General features: G+C 36.5%; 17 protein-coding genes. 3 read left to right on the top strand and 14 right to left on the bottom strand.

Annotation, left to right across the window (positions count from 1 at the left end; genetic code table 11):
- Positions 1–28 precede the first annotated feature (28 nt).
- On the top strand, positions 29–928 hold the full coding sequence (locus tag HMPREF3270_RS07740; protein ID WP_231911578.1) for a family 1 glycosylhydrolase: 900 nt from the start codon (positions 29–31) through the stop codon (positions 926–928).
- Between the two features lie 76 nt (positions 929–1,004).
- On the opposite strand, the gene arsC is transcribed toward HMPREF3270_RS07740, so the two are convergent.
- The 14 genes from arsC to HMPREF3270_RS07670 all read right to left on the bottom strand — a co-directional run bounded on the left by arsC (position 1,005) and on the right by HMPREF3270_RS07670 (position 12,666).
- The gene (gene arsC / locus HMPREF3270_RS07735; RefSeq protein ID WP_070848690.1) at positions 1,005–1,406 is read right to left on the bottom strand and encodes an arsenate reductase (thioredoxin); all 402 of its coding nucleotides are present in this window, start codon (positions 1,404–1,406) and stop codon (positions 1,005–1,007) included.
- 15 nt (positions 1,407–1,421) lie between these two features.
- Positions 1,422–2,711 carry an arsenite efflux transporter membrane subunit ArsB gene (arsB, locus tag HMPREF3270_RS07730; protein WP_057510231.1) on the bottom strand — a complete coding sequence of 430 codons (1,290 nt, stop codon included), beginning with the start codon at positions 2,709–2,711 and terminating at the stop codon, positions 1,422–1,424.
- A complete protein-coding gene (locus HMPREF3270_RS07725; protein ID WP_002480478.1) occupies positions 2,708–3,028 on the bottom strand; it encodes an ArsR/SmtB family transcription factor in 321 nt (106 codons plus the stop codon). The genes arsB and HMPREF3270_RS07725 overlap by 4 nt, the downstream gene beginning before the upstream one ends.
- Positions 3,029–3,139: 111 nt before the next feature.
- Positions 3,140–4,075 carry a tagatose-bisphosphate aldolase gene (lacD, locus tag HMPREF3270_RS07720; protein WP_023015960.1) on the bottom strand — a complete coding sequence of 312 codons (936 nt, stop codon included), beginning with the start codon at positions 4,073–4,075 and terminating at the stop codon, positions 3,140–3,142.
- Entirely contained in the window at positions 4,072–5,019 is a 948-nt protein-coding gene (locus HMPREF3270_RS07715; protein ID WP_002480480.1) for a 1-phosphofructokinase family hexose kinase, read from the bottom strand. Before HMPREF3270_RS07715 ends, lacD begins: the two co-directional genes overlap by 4 nt.
- A complete protein-coding gene (gene lacB / locus HMPREF3270_RS07710) occupies positions 5,019–5,534 on the bottom strand; it encodes a galactose-6-phosphate isomerase subunit LacB (protein WP_002480481.1) in 516 nt (171 codons plus the stop codon). Before lacB ends, HMPREF3270_RS07715 begins: the two co-directional genes overlap by 1 nt.
- A gap of 17 nt (positions 5,535–5,551) precedes the next feature.
- Entirely contained in the window at positions 5,552–5,983 is a 432-nt protein-coding gene (locus HMPREF3270_RS07705) for an RpiB/LacA/LacB family sugar-phosphate isomerase (protein ID WP_002480482.1), read from the bottom strand.
- Between the two features lie 204 nt (positions 5,984–6,187).
- Positions 6,188–6,937 (bottom strand): DeoR/GlpR family DNA-binding transcription regulator, encoded by a 750-nt coding sequence (locus HMPREF3270_RS07700; RefSeq protein WP_002480483.1) that lies wholly within the window; start codon positions 6,935–6,937, stop codon positions 6,188–6,190.
- Between the two features lie 81 nt (positions 6,938–7,018).
- Positions 7,019–7,927 carry a ribonucleoside hydrolase RihC gene (gene rihC / locus HMPREF3270_RS07695; protein ID WP_070848691.1) on the bottom strand — a complete coding sequence of 303 codons (909 nt, stop codon included), beginning with the start codon at positions 7,925–7,927 and terminating at the stop codon, positions 7,019–7,021.
- A 144-nt stretch (positions 7,928–8,071) separates the two neighbouring features.
- On the bottom strand, positions 8,072–8,362 hold the full coding sequence (gene qoxD, locus HMPREF3270_RS07690; protein ID WP_070848692.1) for a cytochrome aa3 quinol oxidase subunit IV: 291 nt from the start codon (positions 8,360–8,362) through the stop codon (positions 8,072–8,074).
- Entirely contained in the window at positions 8,359–8,961 is a 603-nt protein-coding gene (gene qoxC, locus HMPREF3270_RS07685) for a cytochrome aa3 quinol oxidase subunit III (RefSeq protein WP_002480487.1), read from the bottom strand. Before qoxC ends, qoxD begins: the two co-directional genes overlap by 4 nt.
- Positions 8,954–10,936, bottom strand: coding sequence for a cytochrome aa3 quinol oxidase subunit I (qoxB, locus tag HMPREF3270_RS07680; RefSeq protein ID WP_002480488.1), 1,983 nt, complete (start codon positions 10,934–10,936; stop codon positions 8,954–8,956). The genes qoxC and qoxB overlap by 8 nt, the downstream gene beginning before the upstream one ends.
- On the bottom strand, positions 10,936–12,048 hold the full coding sequence (gene qoxA / locus HMPREF3270_RS07675) for a cytochrome aa3 quinol oxidase subunit II (protein WP_002480489.1): 1,113 nt from the start codon (positions 12,046–12,048) through the stop codon (positions 10,936–10,938). The genes qoxB and qoxA overlap by 1 nt, the downstream gene beginning before the upstream one ends.
- Positions 12,049–12,348: 300 nt before the next feature.
- Positions 12,349–12,666 carry a DUF5011 domain-containing protein gene (locus tag HMPREF3270_RS07670; RefSeq protein WP_002480490.1) on the bottom strand — a complete coding sequence of 106 codons (318 nt, stop codon included), beginning with the start codon at positions 12,664–12,666 and terminating at the stop codon, positions 12,349–12,351.
- 540 nt (positions 12,667–13,206) lie between these two features.
- On the opposite strand from HMPREF3270_RS07670, the gene HMPREF3270_RS07665 reads away from it, so the two are divergent.
- Positions 13,207–14,355, top strand: a complete 1,149-nt coding sequence (locus HMPREF3270_RS07665; RefSeq protein ID WP_002480491.1) for a globin domain-containing protein — start codon at positions 13,207–13,209, stop codon at positions 14,353–14,355.
- 160 nt (positions 14,356–14,515) lie between these two features.
- Positions 14,516–15,592, top strand: coding sequence for a M42 family metallopeptidase (locus HMPREF3270_RS07660; RefSeq protein ID WP_070848693.1), 1,077 nt, complete (start codon positions 14,516–14,518; stop codon positions 15,590–15,592).
- Positions 15,593–15,702: the final 110 nt, after the last annotated feature.

Raw genomic sequence — 15,702 nt, 5'->3', positions numbered from 1 at the left:
GTTTTTTGTGTGTGGTTTTGTATGTTAAATCACAGGTGCTTTCCCTCCTGGTGAACAGTACAACACTTTAAAATGTTTACAAGCACAACATAACCAAATCGCTGCACATAGCCGCATTGTAAACTTATTTAAATCAAAAGGTTATGAAGGTGAAATTGGTTTAGTTCACGCATTAACACAATTCTACAGCATCGATGATCAACCATTAAACCAAATCGCTGCTTACAAACATGATATCTTTATGAATGGTTTCATGTTAGACGGAACATTCCTAGGTTACTATACTCCAGCTAAATTAACTGTAGTAAGAGAAATCTTAGGTGAAGAATTCGAACAATTAGATATTCGCGAAGAAGAACTAGAAGAAATCCGTAAAGCTGCACCACAACTTGACTTCTTAGGTATTAACTATTACCAAAGTAACTGGATCAAATACCATAATGAAGAAAGCTATATTCACCATAATGGTACAGGCGATAAAGGAACTTCTGTCTTCCGTGTTAAAGGTATCGGAGAAGTTGTTAAAAATGAAGCAATCCCTACAAATGACTGGGATTGGTACATTTATCCAGAAGGTCTATATGACATGATGGAACGTATTAAAAACGACTATCCTAACTACAAAAAAATCTATGTTACTGAAAACGGCCTAGGCTACAAAGATGTACTTGAAGATAACGGTGAAGTACATGATGACGAACGTATTGACTATGTAAGACAACATATTGAAGCAATCGAACGTGCATACGCAGACGGTATCAACGTTAAAGGTTACTTCATCTGGTCACTACAAGATATGTTCAGCTGGTCAAACGGCTACAATAAACGTTATGGTTTATTCTATATCGATTTCGAAACTCAAAAACGTTATGTTAAAGACAGTGCGAAATGGTATAAACAATTATCAGACGACATTTATGGAAAGTAAATAAGTAAGGCAAAACCCCTCAGAATTTTCTGAGGGGTTTTGTTATATAAGTTGGTATAGAATATATGTTTGAAAGTTATTGCTTCGTATCTTTAAACTGCAGAATACGTTGACCAATTTGGTCTCTGACCTTTTGGAAAACAGACCAATCTTTGCCGGCAGGGTCTTCAAAGCCCCAATGTACTTTTTTAACATGCTTAGGGACGACAGGACAATGTGTCTCCGCATGATCGCATAACGTCACAACGAGTTTTGCTTTGTTTAATAAATCAATATCGATTTTATCAGAGGTTTGATCGCTGATATCAATGTTAACTTCTTGCATCGCTTTAACCGCAAGAGGATTCACACCATGTGCTTCAATCCCCCCAGACATAACAGTCCAGTCGTCTCCAAGTATCACTTTTCCGAAACCTTCTGCCATTTGGCTGCGACATGCATTGCCTGTACAAATAAAGTAAATAATAGGTTTATCCATATGTGTTCCTCTTTTCTAATTAAGTAGTAGTGAGAGATATAGACCGATAAGTGTGATGAATAGGACAGGTAATGTCACAATCACACCTGTTTTAAAGTAAACACCCCATGAGATTTTGACGCCTTTTTGGGCTAGAACATGTAACCAAAGTAATGTTGCGAGCGAACCGATAGGGGTCATTTTCGGCCCTAAATCAGAACCGATCACATTCGCATAAATTAAACCTTCTTTGATGATACCTGAGGCATGTGCTTGATTAATCGCAATCGCATCAATCATGACAGTTGGCATATTGTTCATAATTGCGGATAAGACAGCTGATAAGAAGCCCATGCCCATAATACCACTCAATAAACCATGTTGTGAGAAGTTATCTATGATGTTTCCTAACAACGCAGTAATGCCTACATTTTTAAGTCCGAAGACAACTAAATACATACCAAGTGAAAATAAGACAATGTTCCAAGGTGCGCCTTTAATAACTTGTTTTGTGTGTACAGCTTTAGAGCCTTTTGCGAGTACTAAGAAAGCTAACGCAACTACGCCTGCGATGAATGATACAGGAATATTTAATGACTCGCTGATGACATAACCTATGAGTAATACTGAAAGCACAATCCAAGCTATTTTAAATAACTTATCATCTTTAATCGCACTACGGGGTGACTTGAGTGTTGTATCATCGAAATGTGTTGGGATGGCTTTCTTAAAATATAGATAAAGCACGATAATACTGGCTACAAGCGCAAAAAGGTTAGGGAGCATCATATGTTTCATATACTCAACAAAACCAATATTAAAGTAGTCAGCAGAGACAATATTGACTAGGTTACTAACGACCAACGGTAGGGAAGTCGCATCCGCAATAAAACCACTTGCGATAATGAACGGAAAAATTACACGTTGATTAAAGTTCAAATGTCGCACCATCGCAAGAACGATAGGCGTTAATATTAATGCTGCACCATCATTGGCAAAAAGTGCCGCAACCACAGCACCTAATAACATGATATAAACAAACATCTTAATCCCGTTACCTTGTGATGCTTTTACCATGTGTAAAGCTGCCCATTCAAAGAAGCCAATCTCATCAAGGATTAAAGAAATGATGATTAAAGCGATGAATGTGAGTGTCGCATTCCATACAATCTGTGTCACTTCACCGACATCGCTTAATGTGACAACACCAGTGATCAAGGCAAGCACAGCACCTACAAGCGCTGTAATACCAATATCCAGCCCTTTAGGCTGCCATATCACAAAAATTAAGGTAAGTATAAAAATCGTAATGGCTAGAAAAGTCAAAGTCGTTCTACTCCTTTATGAATGTTGTGACATGCACAACTAGGTTGAGATGTACCTATATCATGGAGTTGATCTAAGAGGGAAGTATAGGTTTCTGTATTCAAATGATAATAATGTTTATTACCATCTTGGCGTTTATTAACTAAATGATTATCCATTAAAGCTTTCATATGATGACTTAAGGTAGGTTGTGTCACTTGAAAGTAGGTCAATAAATCATTAGCACATAATTCCCCACAAGACAGTAAATTGAGTATTTCTAAGCGAATAGGGCTCGATATCGCTTTTAAGTATGTAGATAATGTTTGATAGTCCATTAAATCATCCTTTCTTTAATAGAGTATCAACTATATAGATAACTGTCTATATAGAAAACATAAAAAAACCTAGCAACTTTTGGTTGCTAGGCAAAATAGTGATTCGATTTATTATTTAACTGGGTTAGCAGTTTCATCTAATACTTTGTTTAAGCTTTCGATGTTTGCTTTACCTTCAGTACGGAACCATTCTACAACAGCATCTTCGCCTTCTGAGAAGTGATCAGTAGCACCTCTCCATGTAGCACGGCCACATAATACACCATTGAATGTAGAACCAGATTCTTTAGCGAAGTATAAAGTTTTTTGGAATAAGTCTGCAGATACACCTGCGCTTAAGTAGATGTAAGGTAAGTTAGTTGAAGCAGCTTGTTCTTTGAATGCTTGAGCAGCTTCTTCTTTAGTGAATAATGCTTTTTCACCGAAACCTTCAACATAGTTCATGTTTACAGGAACTTCTACTTTTAATACGTCTACGTTGAAACGAGGTTCAGAGTATTTTTTCATTGCTTCGTTTACTTTGTGTGCTTTTACTTTCGCATATTCTTCAGAACCGCTGTCTGCGTTGTTAGCGTCATAAGAAACGATTTCTAAGAATAATGGTAAACCTTCAGCTACACATTCAGCACCAACACGTTCAACGAAAGCTTCTTTTTGATCGTTGATTGCTTTGTCTTCGTCGATGTCAACATAAACTAATAATTTAACAGCATCTGCGCCAGCTTCTTTTAAACGTTTAACAGACCATACATTTAATAAGTCAGGTAAACGTCCTGGTTCTGAAGCATCGTAACCAGTTTTTTCATAAGCTAATAATAAACCAGCATTTTTAGCACGAACTTTAGTTGCTGGAAGACCATATTCAGGGTCTAATAAGATACTTGAAGCGTATGGTGTTAACTCTTCAGATACATGTACTTTGAATTGTTCTAAATCTTCTGTTTTAGCATCTTCACCTAATAAGCGTTTTAAAGCGCCACGTTGGTCGATTGCTAATGCAGCGATGTAGTTTTTGTCGTTTAATAAAGGTTTAATTGATTTTGTCATGATGAATGCTCCACCTTTTCAATAGTTATTTGATTACTGAATTTCTCAAAGTTATTTAAGTCAATGTGGCCAGTTCGTGCTTCTAATGCATTGGAAATACCAGCAGCCATAGCGTATGTTGCTGATTCTTGGATAGAAGCGTCTTTAGAGATGCCATAGCTGAAACCAGCTAAACTGCTATCTCCAGAACCTACTGGGTTGATTGCAACGACTTTAGGAATATCAACGTTATAGACTTGTGCTTCATGACGTAGTAATGCACCATTTTTACCTAAAGATAATAAGATATATGGAATATGCGCTAAGCTTTCGTCTAATAATTGATTGGCTAAGTCGATGTTGTCTGAATTAGTAATTGCTTTGATCTCTTCATCATTTGGTTTGATTAAGAGAGGAGGGCAATGTTTTGAATGATTAACAGTATAGTTTAATACTTGTCCTGAAGTATCTAAACAAACTGGTACATTCTGTTCATTTGCGACTTCTAACAATTTGACGTAATAGTCTTCAGGGAAGCCTTTAGGTAAGCTGCCTGAAATCGTAATTAAGTCAAAGTTAGAGATAATCGAATTGAAGTGTTCTAAGAAGCGGATTTGAATTTCTTCTGGTTGCAATGCACCGCTTTCTAGAATTTCAGTTTGACTATTTTCGCTTGTAACGGCGATACATAAACGAGTTGAAGCTGGAGAAACAGTGAAATCATGTTGGATTTTTGTTTCATCTAAGTTGTTAGTTAACCACTCGCCGAATTTACCGCCGATAATTCCTGTACATGTAACATCAATTCCTAGTTCACTCGCAACACGTGCTACGTTGATGCCTTTACCGCCAGCTGATTTGTAATCTTCGGTTGCACGTTGAACTGAATTGATTTCGAAGTGTTCTAATGGGTAATTGATATCAATTGCAGGATTTAATGTAACGGTTAATAGTTTGAATGTCATTAGTCGTGATATTCTCCGTTATTCCATTTAGTTAAGAAATCATCGAACATATCTGGAGTGTAATGAACATCTTCAGGTTTTAAAGTTTCATCCATTGCTTTGATGATCGCTTCTTTTTCTGGAGTTGGTTCATATTCTGTTTCTGCAAATGTATCAACGATGTTTTTGATTAAGTCAACACCTGTAACCATACCGCCAGCTGCGATGACATTACAGTTGTATTCGCTTCTTGCTAAACGTGCACTTGTTGCATCACGAACTAATGCAACACGAGTTCCAGGTACTTTAGTTGCACTTGCACTGATACCTACACCAGTACCACATAATGCAACACCAAAGTCTACTTCACCTGTAGCAACTAAATGACCGATACGTGTACCGTAGATAGGGTAGTGTGTACGTACATAGTCATAAGTACCGACATCAATAACTTCATGTCCGTTATTTTTTAAATAAGTAGCAACTTCTGCTTTAATATTTGTAACAATATGGTCACAACCAATAGCAATTTTCATAATTTAATATCCTCCTATTAACATAAAGAATTCAACATATCTACTCTGATTTGGTGTCGTCCAGCGTCGTAGCCTGCTTTTAAGAATGCTTTTACGCAGTTTAATGCGTTTAATTTACCTACAACTTCGCTACCTAATACGATAACGTTTGTATTATTGTGTCTATGAGTCATTTTTGCTGATTGCTCATCTGAAACCGTTGCTGCAATAATATTTTTTTGTTTGTTCGCAAAGTTGAAAGGTGCAATACCATATTTGTCGATGACAATGGCTTTAGTACCTTCGTGTTCTTGGACATATTTAGTAACCTCAAGTGTAATTTCAGCAATGTTAGTTGCTTTACTGTTTACTGATAAGTCCTCGATTTCGTACTCAGCATCTGCTAAAGATTCTAAAATGAAATCTTTTAATTCTTTTGACTGTGAATCACTATGAATAACAATAGACATAATAAATCCTCCTGTTCGAAAATGTTTGTTTTTGTTCTTATCTAGAATATACACTTCAAGGGGTAATTTGTCAATTTGATAGATTGTAAAAAATAAGTAAATCTATTGATAAAAGGGAATTTATAAGAAGATAAGAGGGGATATTTCAATAATTAGACAAAAAGAAAACGCACACGTTTCGTGTGCGTTAATGTTCGTATTAAATTATAAGATATCAGTATAGTTTTGATAATTCTCTCTGATTGTTTGCGAAATATCGTTATCAGTAATAATCGCATCTAAATGATCGATTTGATAGAAAACTGAAAAAGCACGTGTATTGAATTTTGAACTGTCCGAAACAAGATATTTCTTCGAAGATTGGTTCAAAATAATTTCATTGGCTTTTCCTTCTTCTTCATTCGCAGTTGTCGCATCATTATCGCTGATACCATTGACGCCAATAAATGCTTTATCAATATGTAATGACTCCAGCATTGTATTTGCGAGACGTCCGATAAATGAACCTGTTTTCTTTCGATAACGGCCACCGATTAAAACAATATCCATATGTTCTAAGCCTTCATATTGTTCGAAAATATACAGTGAATTGGTAATGATATGTAAACGCATATCTTTAATGAAAGGGAAGATGGCTTCATTTGTTGTACCTGAGCCAATAAATACCGTATCTTCATTTTGAATCAGTCGGCTGGCTTTTTCAGCAATCATACGTTTTTTATCACTATTCAGCTGTTGTTTTTCTTCATTTGCAAGCTCGTTATAAAAGGTATGAGGTAAGACAGCTCCGCCGTGAACACGTACAAGCAAGGCTTTATGTTCAAGCTCTTTTAAATCACGTCGGATAGTCATTGCAGCCACGTCCATATCATTAGATAAATAACTGACGCTGACGCTTCCGTTTTCTTTTAAGATGGATAGTATTTTTTGATGTCGCGCTTCTTTTAAATTCATTATATTTCACAACCTGTATATTTTTTCGATTTCGTCATTATTATAGCATAATAATTTATTGGGAATGTACCATATTTAGTTTTATTTTGCATATGAGAGTGCCTCAAAGAACAGCTGTTTAAAGCGAGTTTTGTCTACTGCTAAAACAACGTTTATTGACTTTTCTTGAGCATTGTAATTCACAACAGTAGCACCGCGTGTGTAAGTGCCGTTTAATTCAATCGCAACTGCTGCATCTGCAGTTTTAAAGTGTTCTGGATGCAGTAGGTAAAGCATGGTATAAGCATCGTATACAGCAATGCCTGTATCGAATTCATCGCCGTGGTAATGATTAAACATATGATACAACATATGGGTAGTTTGATTAATAGATTTCAACTCGTTGATTGCAGTACTTGATAAACTAGCACCTCTTGCTACATCAAGTCCAACCATTGTGATAGGGAGACCTGTTTTAAAGACAATATCTGCAGCTTCAGGATCACAGTAGATATTAAATTCAGCAGCAGGTGTAACATTACCGCGTCCAGCACTGCCACCCATTAAAACAATCGCTTTGATATTAGATTTAACTTCTGGATACGTTTTAAAAAGCAAAGCGATATTTGTTAGAGGACCAATTGGCACAAGTGTAATGGGCTCATCAGATTCTAGAATAGTTTCTCGCATAGCTTCTATAGCTCGATTAGAGGCAAGTAATTCTGGTGAGGGTTCTGGAAGTTCATAACCACCCATACCTGTTTCACCATGTACGTGAGAAGCATCAATCGGTGCATTGATTAAAGGTGCGACTGCACCACGATGTACTGGAACATCGCTTTCAAAGAATGCTTTGAGTTGTAGGGCGTTTCGTGTAGTTTTATCTATATTGACATTACCATGTACGGTAGTAATCATCTTCACATCAATCTCAGGATGATTCAGCGCAATACTAATAGCTGCTGCGTCATCAATACCTGGATCAGTATCTATGATAATAGGGGTTGTCATATCTCTTTCTTCCTCCTTTTAAAAATAAAATAAGCTACTTATATATTTTATAATCCTTCTGCAAAATAGTCTAAAATTATGTATAAAAAAACTGGCAGGGGAGAAACCCCAGCCAGTTTTTTGTGCATCATATAAATACTGATATTACATATGAGCACTGTGTCCGCCGACCATAACCCAATAAGAACCGATAACAGTAATTAGGGTAATGATAATGGCGAAGATAACTTTGAATAATTGTGTGCGTCCATCTTTACCTTCAGTTAAATGCATGAACATTAATAATTGAAGGGCAGCTTGGATGAAAGCAAATCCAAAGATAATTGTAATCTTAGCGTTAAGTGCTAAAGATGTGTAAATCGTCACGTATACTGCTAATAGTGTCAAGACAATTGAGGCAATAAAGCCAACTGTATGTTTTGCTATTGTATTCATCCGCTATACACCATCCCTATCAAGTATACTGCAGTAAAGATGAAGACCCAAACAACATCTAAGAAGTGCCAGTATAAACTTACGATAAATAATTTTGGCGCATTGTCTTTATTAAGTCCACGCATTGCTACTTGGATTAATAGACAAATCACCCAACCGATACCCAACGAAACGTGGACACCGTGTGTTCCTAACAAGATGAAGAAACTTGACCAGTAAGAACCGATTTGTGGTGTTACACCTTGGTGTGCATAGTGTGCGAACTCGTAAATTTCTAAACCTACGAATAAGATACCAAGCAATAATGTGATAATCATCCAGATCATCATTAGTTTTTGCTTTTCTTTTCTCATGTAATAAATTGAAATACCACATGTATATGAACTGATTAATAACGCAAATGTCATTAATAATACTAAAGGCATTTCGAATAAATCAGTTGTTAACTTACCAGCGTAATCACCGCCGTGTTGCATGATAAGCAACGTCGCAAATAGTGTACCGAATAAAGAGAATTCAGCTGTTAGGAAGATCCAGAAGCCAAACTTGTTCAAATTACCTTCATGCGATTGCGCATCAATTGTTTTTGTATCATGCATGACTTTCAGCCTCCCGTTCTTTTTCACGAGCTTCACGAAGTTTTGCTTCAGTAGCAGCTACTTCAGAAGCTGGGATATAGTAACCATGGTCGACTTGGAAACTTCTGTAAATCATTGTACCTAATGTACCGATTAAGCAGATAATCGCTGGTACGATAGTTTCGAATGTTAAGAAGAAGCAACCAACAGTTAAGAAGATAGCCATGAAGAAACCAACTGGTGTGTTGTTCGGCATGTGGATATCTTTATAATTATGGTTGTCTAAGTAATGACGACCTTGTTTTTTCATATCTACAAATGTGTCTAAATCATCCCAGTCTGGAGTGATTGCGAAGTTGTACACTGGTGGAATTGATGAAGCAGTACTCCACTCAAGTGAACGTCCGATACCCCATGAGTCGCCTGAAGCGATACGTGGTGATTTAAGGTGACTGTAAACAATGTTAGCTACTAAGAATAAGAAGCCGATTGACATTAATAGTGCACCTATTGTAGAAATTACGTTTAACATGAACCAACCATCTGATGGCATGTAAGTGTATAAACGACGTGGCATACCGTCTAAACCAAGAATGAATTGTGGCATGAAACATACGTTGAATCCGATTACGAATAACCAGAAGAACGGAATGTTCAAGCGTTCATTCAATTTGTAACCCATCATCTTAGGATACCAGAAGATAAGTGCTGCTAAACAAGCGAACACAACACCACAAACTAATGTGTAGTGGAAGTGGGCTACTAAGAAGTACGTATTATGGTACTGATAGTCTGTTGAAGCCATTGCTAACATTACCCCTGTTACCCCACCGATTGTGAACGTTGGGATGAACGCTAATGAGAATAGCATTGGCGATTCGAAAGAAATTCGACCTTGGTATAGCGTAGCTAACCAGTTGAATATTTTAACACCGGTAGGCACAGCGATTAACATTGTTGAGATTGAGAAGAATGAGTTGATTAAAGGACCATTACCCATAGTGAAGAAATGGTGAACCCATACTAAGAAACTCAAGAATGCGATTGCTGATGTTGCCCAGATCATACTCTTATGACCGAATAAGTGTTTACGTGCGAACGTTGAAATAACGTCTGAGAAAATACCGAATGCTGGAAGGACAACGATGTAAACCTCAGGGTGCCCCCAAACCCAGAAGAAGTTAGCCCAAAGCATTGGCATACCACCATTAGCAACTGTGAAGAATTGAGTACCGAAGATACGGTCAATTGTCATCAATGCTAATGTAACTGTGAATACAGGGAATACTAGGATAATGATCAATGCTGTAACGAAAGTTGTTACTGTGAACATTGGCATTTCCATAAATTTCATAGTTGGTGTTTTCATTCGTAAAATTGTTACGAAGAAGTTAATACCTGTCATTAATGTACCGATACCTGAAAGCTGAATAGCTAATAGGTAGTAGTTAACACCAGGACCTGGACTGAACTCACCAGCAAGTGGTGCATAGTTTGTCCAACCTGCAGCAGGTGAACCACCAATGATGAATGACATGTTGAATAGTAACATTGCTCCGAAGAATAACCAGAAGCTAATGTTGTTCATTACAGGGAATGCAACGTCGCGTGCACCAATTTGTAAAGGTACAACTACGTTCCATAAACCGAAAATGAATGGCATTGCCATGAAGATGATCATGATAACACCGTGTGTTGTAAAGATTTCGTTATAGTGGTTTGATTCCAAGAACGGGTTGTTCGGAATTGTTAATTGCGTACGAATTAAAATTGCATCAATACCACCACGGACGAACATTAATACAGCACAAATCAGATACATTAATCCGATTTTCTTGTGGTCAATTGTTGTAAACCACTCTCTGTAAAGATATTTCCATAACTTAAAGTACGTGATTACTGCGATTACCCCGATAACTAGGAATGGCGCACCAATTTGTGCCATTGTGATCATCCAGTTACCTTGAACGAGTAATTCATGCCATGGGAAATTCATTAATGTTCACCTCCATGATTTTTCTTGTTAAGCTCTTCAGCTTTTTCATCTTTAGCGCCTTTTTGAGCTTTTTCCATTTCGTCCATATTATGAGATTCTTCTTTCTTGAATTCATTATTATATGGTTTGTCGTTAGGTAAGATCATAGCATCCATACCGTGTCTCTTATACATAGCGTTTGTAATTTGAGATTTACGAGCAGGATATTTTGAATCTGGTTTGCTTAATACGCCTTCAGTTACATCATAGAAGTTTGGATCTTTTGGAGTGTAATGGAAACGTTTATAAGCGTAGAAGATGTATTCAGGGTCAGCAGCTGGATCTACGAAGTCCATGTGAGTACCACTGAATGTCAACTCTTCATTCTTAGTTGTAGGTAGTAATTGTTTATCGAAAGTATCTTGAGAAAGTTTAGGTTCTTTCTTAGCTTTTTCTACCCATTTGTTGAATTCTGAGTTGCTTACTGCATGTACTGGGAATGTTTGACGAGCGAAACCTTCACCATTGAAGTTTGAGTTACGTCCACGGAACGTACCTTCTTGGTCAGCTTCTAATGTCCATTCCATTGTCATTGCAGTCATTGCATATTTTTGACCGCCAAGTTGTGGAATCCAGAAACTTGTCATTGTATCCATAGATTGCAACTTGAATACAATCGGACGATCTTTTGGAATCGTAATGTGATTCACTGTTTCAATTTTTTGCTCTGGATAAGCAAAGAACCATTTGAAACCTGCGCTTGTTGCATAAACGACGACAGGGTCTTTGTCTTTTGCAGGCGGTGCATCGTACTCATAAAGTGTTTTGACTGTTGGAATAGCCAAAGCAAGTAAGATGATAAATGGTACGGTGAACCAAATAGTTTCTAATAAAGCACTGTGATGTACTTTACCTGATTGTGTTGTATTTGTGTATCGGTATTTGTAAGCAAATACAGCGAATAGAATAAATACAACCGCAACAATAACAAGCATAAAGATGATTGAATAAATGATCAGCCATTTTAAACTGCTTGCCATTGGCCCTTTTGGGTTAAGTACTTCCATATGTTCACAACCACTGAGTAAAATCAGTGAGCCGAACAATAGAAGCAAAGACTTAATTTTTGACACTTTATTGACCTCCTAATACTACAATTGTAGGGCTTAACAATAATTTTAGTTTATTATGCAATATTTACAAGTGGGTATCCGCAACTTTTTTACATAAAAATAAAGAAAGCCTTACAGACACTAGGCCTGACGGGCTTTCACAGATTTGTTAAATTTATGTGTCCATTTTGTGAATACTGACAAAAATGACAGAAAGCACAAAAAAGGGCGCTGTAGTTGAGAATACTTATCAATTAAGGGGTTGGAAGCGCTAGCGCCAAAAAACAAAATAATTATTTTTAAATAGATTTTATCGACAAGTTACTTGACTTCTATGTAGCGTTCAGAAATATCTTTCGCTCCATCTGAATCAATGACTTGATATTCGACTTTGTATTTACCAATTTTATTTGTATCGACATGACCATTGACGATAATCTGATCAGTCAAATCTCCGTCTTCTTTATCATAAGCGCTGATTCCATTCAGTAAGTTGTAATTTTCGCCTTTTTGAATAATCGCATCTTCAACACCTTTAAGCTTTGGTACAGAGTTATCTGTAGCTTCAGCGTTTAAATTGGGTGTTACTAATGTAGCAGACACACCAAGTGCTGAAAGTGACTGTAATAGTTTGTTCATTGTTTAGACCTCCGTATTCAATGGCTAATCATTAAAGCGTCATATTAATCAGTTCAATCACGAATATTTGCGATTGAACTTTGTATTAGGTTCAATATACCGTGTTTGTTTCTTTATTACATCCTACTACGGACCTAATCTTTATCACAAGACTAATTTTACAGAATAATTATGAAAATCAGATTAAAATAACGTTAAGTTTTCTCAGTTGTCAAATATTTACTGAGAAAAAAGCGGAAATATTTAGAAACATTATATAGGAAAGAAGTTAAAGGGGGATTTATGCTAAATAATAATGGAGGTCATACTTTATTTCATTAGTAACACGGGATTTTGAGTCCTGCACATGTAAGAAGAATGCTTTAAATAAAAATCATTATAATACGTTTTAAGTTTGTCATATTGTTTATACTTAATTGTGAAAAGAATATGAAGAAATATGAAATAAAATTGTCTATTATGTGAACTAGGTTCTTAATTGTTTTAATTTCGTCATATTCGTATTATGATGAAATTGAGTCGAAGAGGGAGTGAAGTTAAATGTTATCTGAAAAAGATATGGATATTATTAAACAAACAGTACCAGTTCTTCAAGAAAAAGGTGTGGAAATTACGTCATTCTTCTACAATAGAATGTTCAATGAACACCCAGAGTTACGCAACATGTTCAACCAAACTAACCAGAAAAAAGGTTTGCAATCCACAGCCTTAGCTCAAACAGTCTTAGCTGCAGCAGCAAACATTGAACAGTTAGGTGCAATTATGCCTGTAGTTAAAGAGATTGCTTACAAACACGTTGCATTACAAGTACCTGAATCAGGTTACAAAATTGTTGGTGAAAATTTAATCGCAGCAATTATGCACGTTTTAGATTTAAAAGAAGAAGATCCAGTGATTCAAGCTTGGATTAACGCATACTGGGAAATTGCAGATGTATTCATTCAAGTAGAGAAAGACATGTATGCTGAAATGTTATGGGATGGTTTCCAACCATTCACAGTTACAAACATTGAAAATGTCGCTTCAGATATTAAAGCATTTACAGTTTCATCAGATAAATATGATTTACGCAACTTTGAAGCAGGTCAATATATTACAGTTGATGTTTCAAGTGATAAATTACCATACAGAGCAAAACGTCACTATTCAATCGTTGGCGGAGACGAAGATACGTTAACATTCGCAGTTAAACGTGATGTTTCTGAAGACAGTGAAGGTGAAGTTTCAACTATCTTGCATGACGAAGTGAAAGTTGGAGATGATATCAACTTAACTGCGCCAGTAGGTGCATTCAGATTGCATAACACTGACAAAAACCAGTTATTCTTAGCATCAGGTATTGGTGTAACACCATTAGTGTCAATGTATGAAAAAGCAATTGAAGTCGGTGTACCGAACATTCAATTCATTCACAATACAACTGATGTTAATGATGTACCATTCTCACAACGTTTATCTAACGATGCAGCAGAAAATGATAATGTGACTTATGAAATCCATGATCGCAAATCAAATGGCTACATCACTCAAGAAGATTTAAAACAGTATGTTACAGAAGATACAGAAGTTTATGTATGTGGCGGTATTTCATTCTTGAAATCAATCGTCAATGAATTATATGAATTAGGTTTAGACAAATCACAAATTCATTTCGAAACATTCATTCCACGTTTAAGCGTAGACGTTTAATTTTTACTGAAATAATAATCTGAATTATAGAGAAGGAGCTGTTCATTCCGAATTTTCGGAAGGGACAGCTCCTTTTTGTTTGGTTCATGAATCGAGCATAAAAAGTGTTCACACGTCTTGAATATTGATATGATGATAAGAAAAGAAGGGGGACATATTCATGGATAAAACAGTTAAATTATTAAAGGACTTAACAGACGTGAACGGAATTGCCGGTCACGAATACAAAGTAAAACAACTGATGAAAGATTATTTGAAACCTGTTTCAGATGAACTGGTTGAAGATAATTTAGGTGGCATCTTCGGAAAGAAAAAAGCAGAGAAAGGTTCAAAAACTTTAATGCTTGCCGGTCATTTAGATGAAGTTGGATTTATGGTGACTAAAATCGACGACAAAGGTTATTTGAAATTCACACCTGTCGGTGGTTGGTGGAACCAAGTAATGTTATCTCAAAAAGTAACTGTAACAACAGATGATGACAAAGAGATCAGAGGGATCATCGGTTCTAAACCTCCGCATGTCTTAACACCTGAACAACGTAAAACACCAATTGATATCAAGGATATGTTTATTGATGTAGGCGTAGCTTCAAAAGAAGAAGCTGAAAAACTTGGTATTGATATCGGTGATATGGTAACACCATACTCTGAGTTCGAAGTATTAGGTGATGAGAACTACTTAACAGCAAAAGCATTTGATAATCGCTTCGGTTGTGCACTTGCTGTAGATACTTTAAACAATCTAAAAGACGACGCAATCAATGTTAACTTAGTATCAGGTGCAACTGTTCAAGAAGAAGTTGGTTTACGTGGTGCGAAAGTTGCGGCGAATAAAATCAAACCAGATTTAGCTATTGCAGTGGATGTCGGCATTGCTTATGATACACCAGGAATGGGCGGCGGTGATCATGAAGCTGAACTTGGCAAAGGACCATTAGTCGTACTTATGGACGCGACAGCAATCGGTCATTCTGGATTTAGAAAGCACGTGAAAAAAGTAGCACAAGACAAAGGTATTGAAATCCAATGGGATACAACACCAGGCGGCGGCACAGATGCTGGCAGTATCCATTTAGCACATGAAGGTATTCCTTCAATCGTTGTGGGTGTTCCGCTTCGTTACATGCATTCAAATGTTTCTGTTATGCATAAACAAGACTACTTGAACGCTGTACAATTAGTGACAGAAATCGCTAAATCACTAGACGACAAAACAATCGAACAAATTATTTGGTAAACCATTTTTCAATCGTCTATTTCACGCAAATGATTATAAATAAAAAAGAGCGGTCGGTACTTGCTTCAACATGAAATGATATGCTCCCCCTATAGTAGACACTAAAAAAA

Source organism: Staphylococcus sp. HMSC65H10 (assembly GCF_001839185.1).
Lineage (GTDB): Bacteria > Bacillota > Bacilli > Staphylococcales > Staphylococcaceae > Staphylococcus > Staphylococcus simulans.
This window is presented reverse-complemented; position numbering and strand designations above follow the sequence as displayed.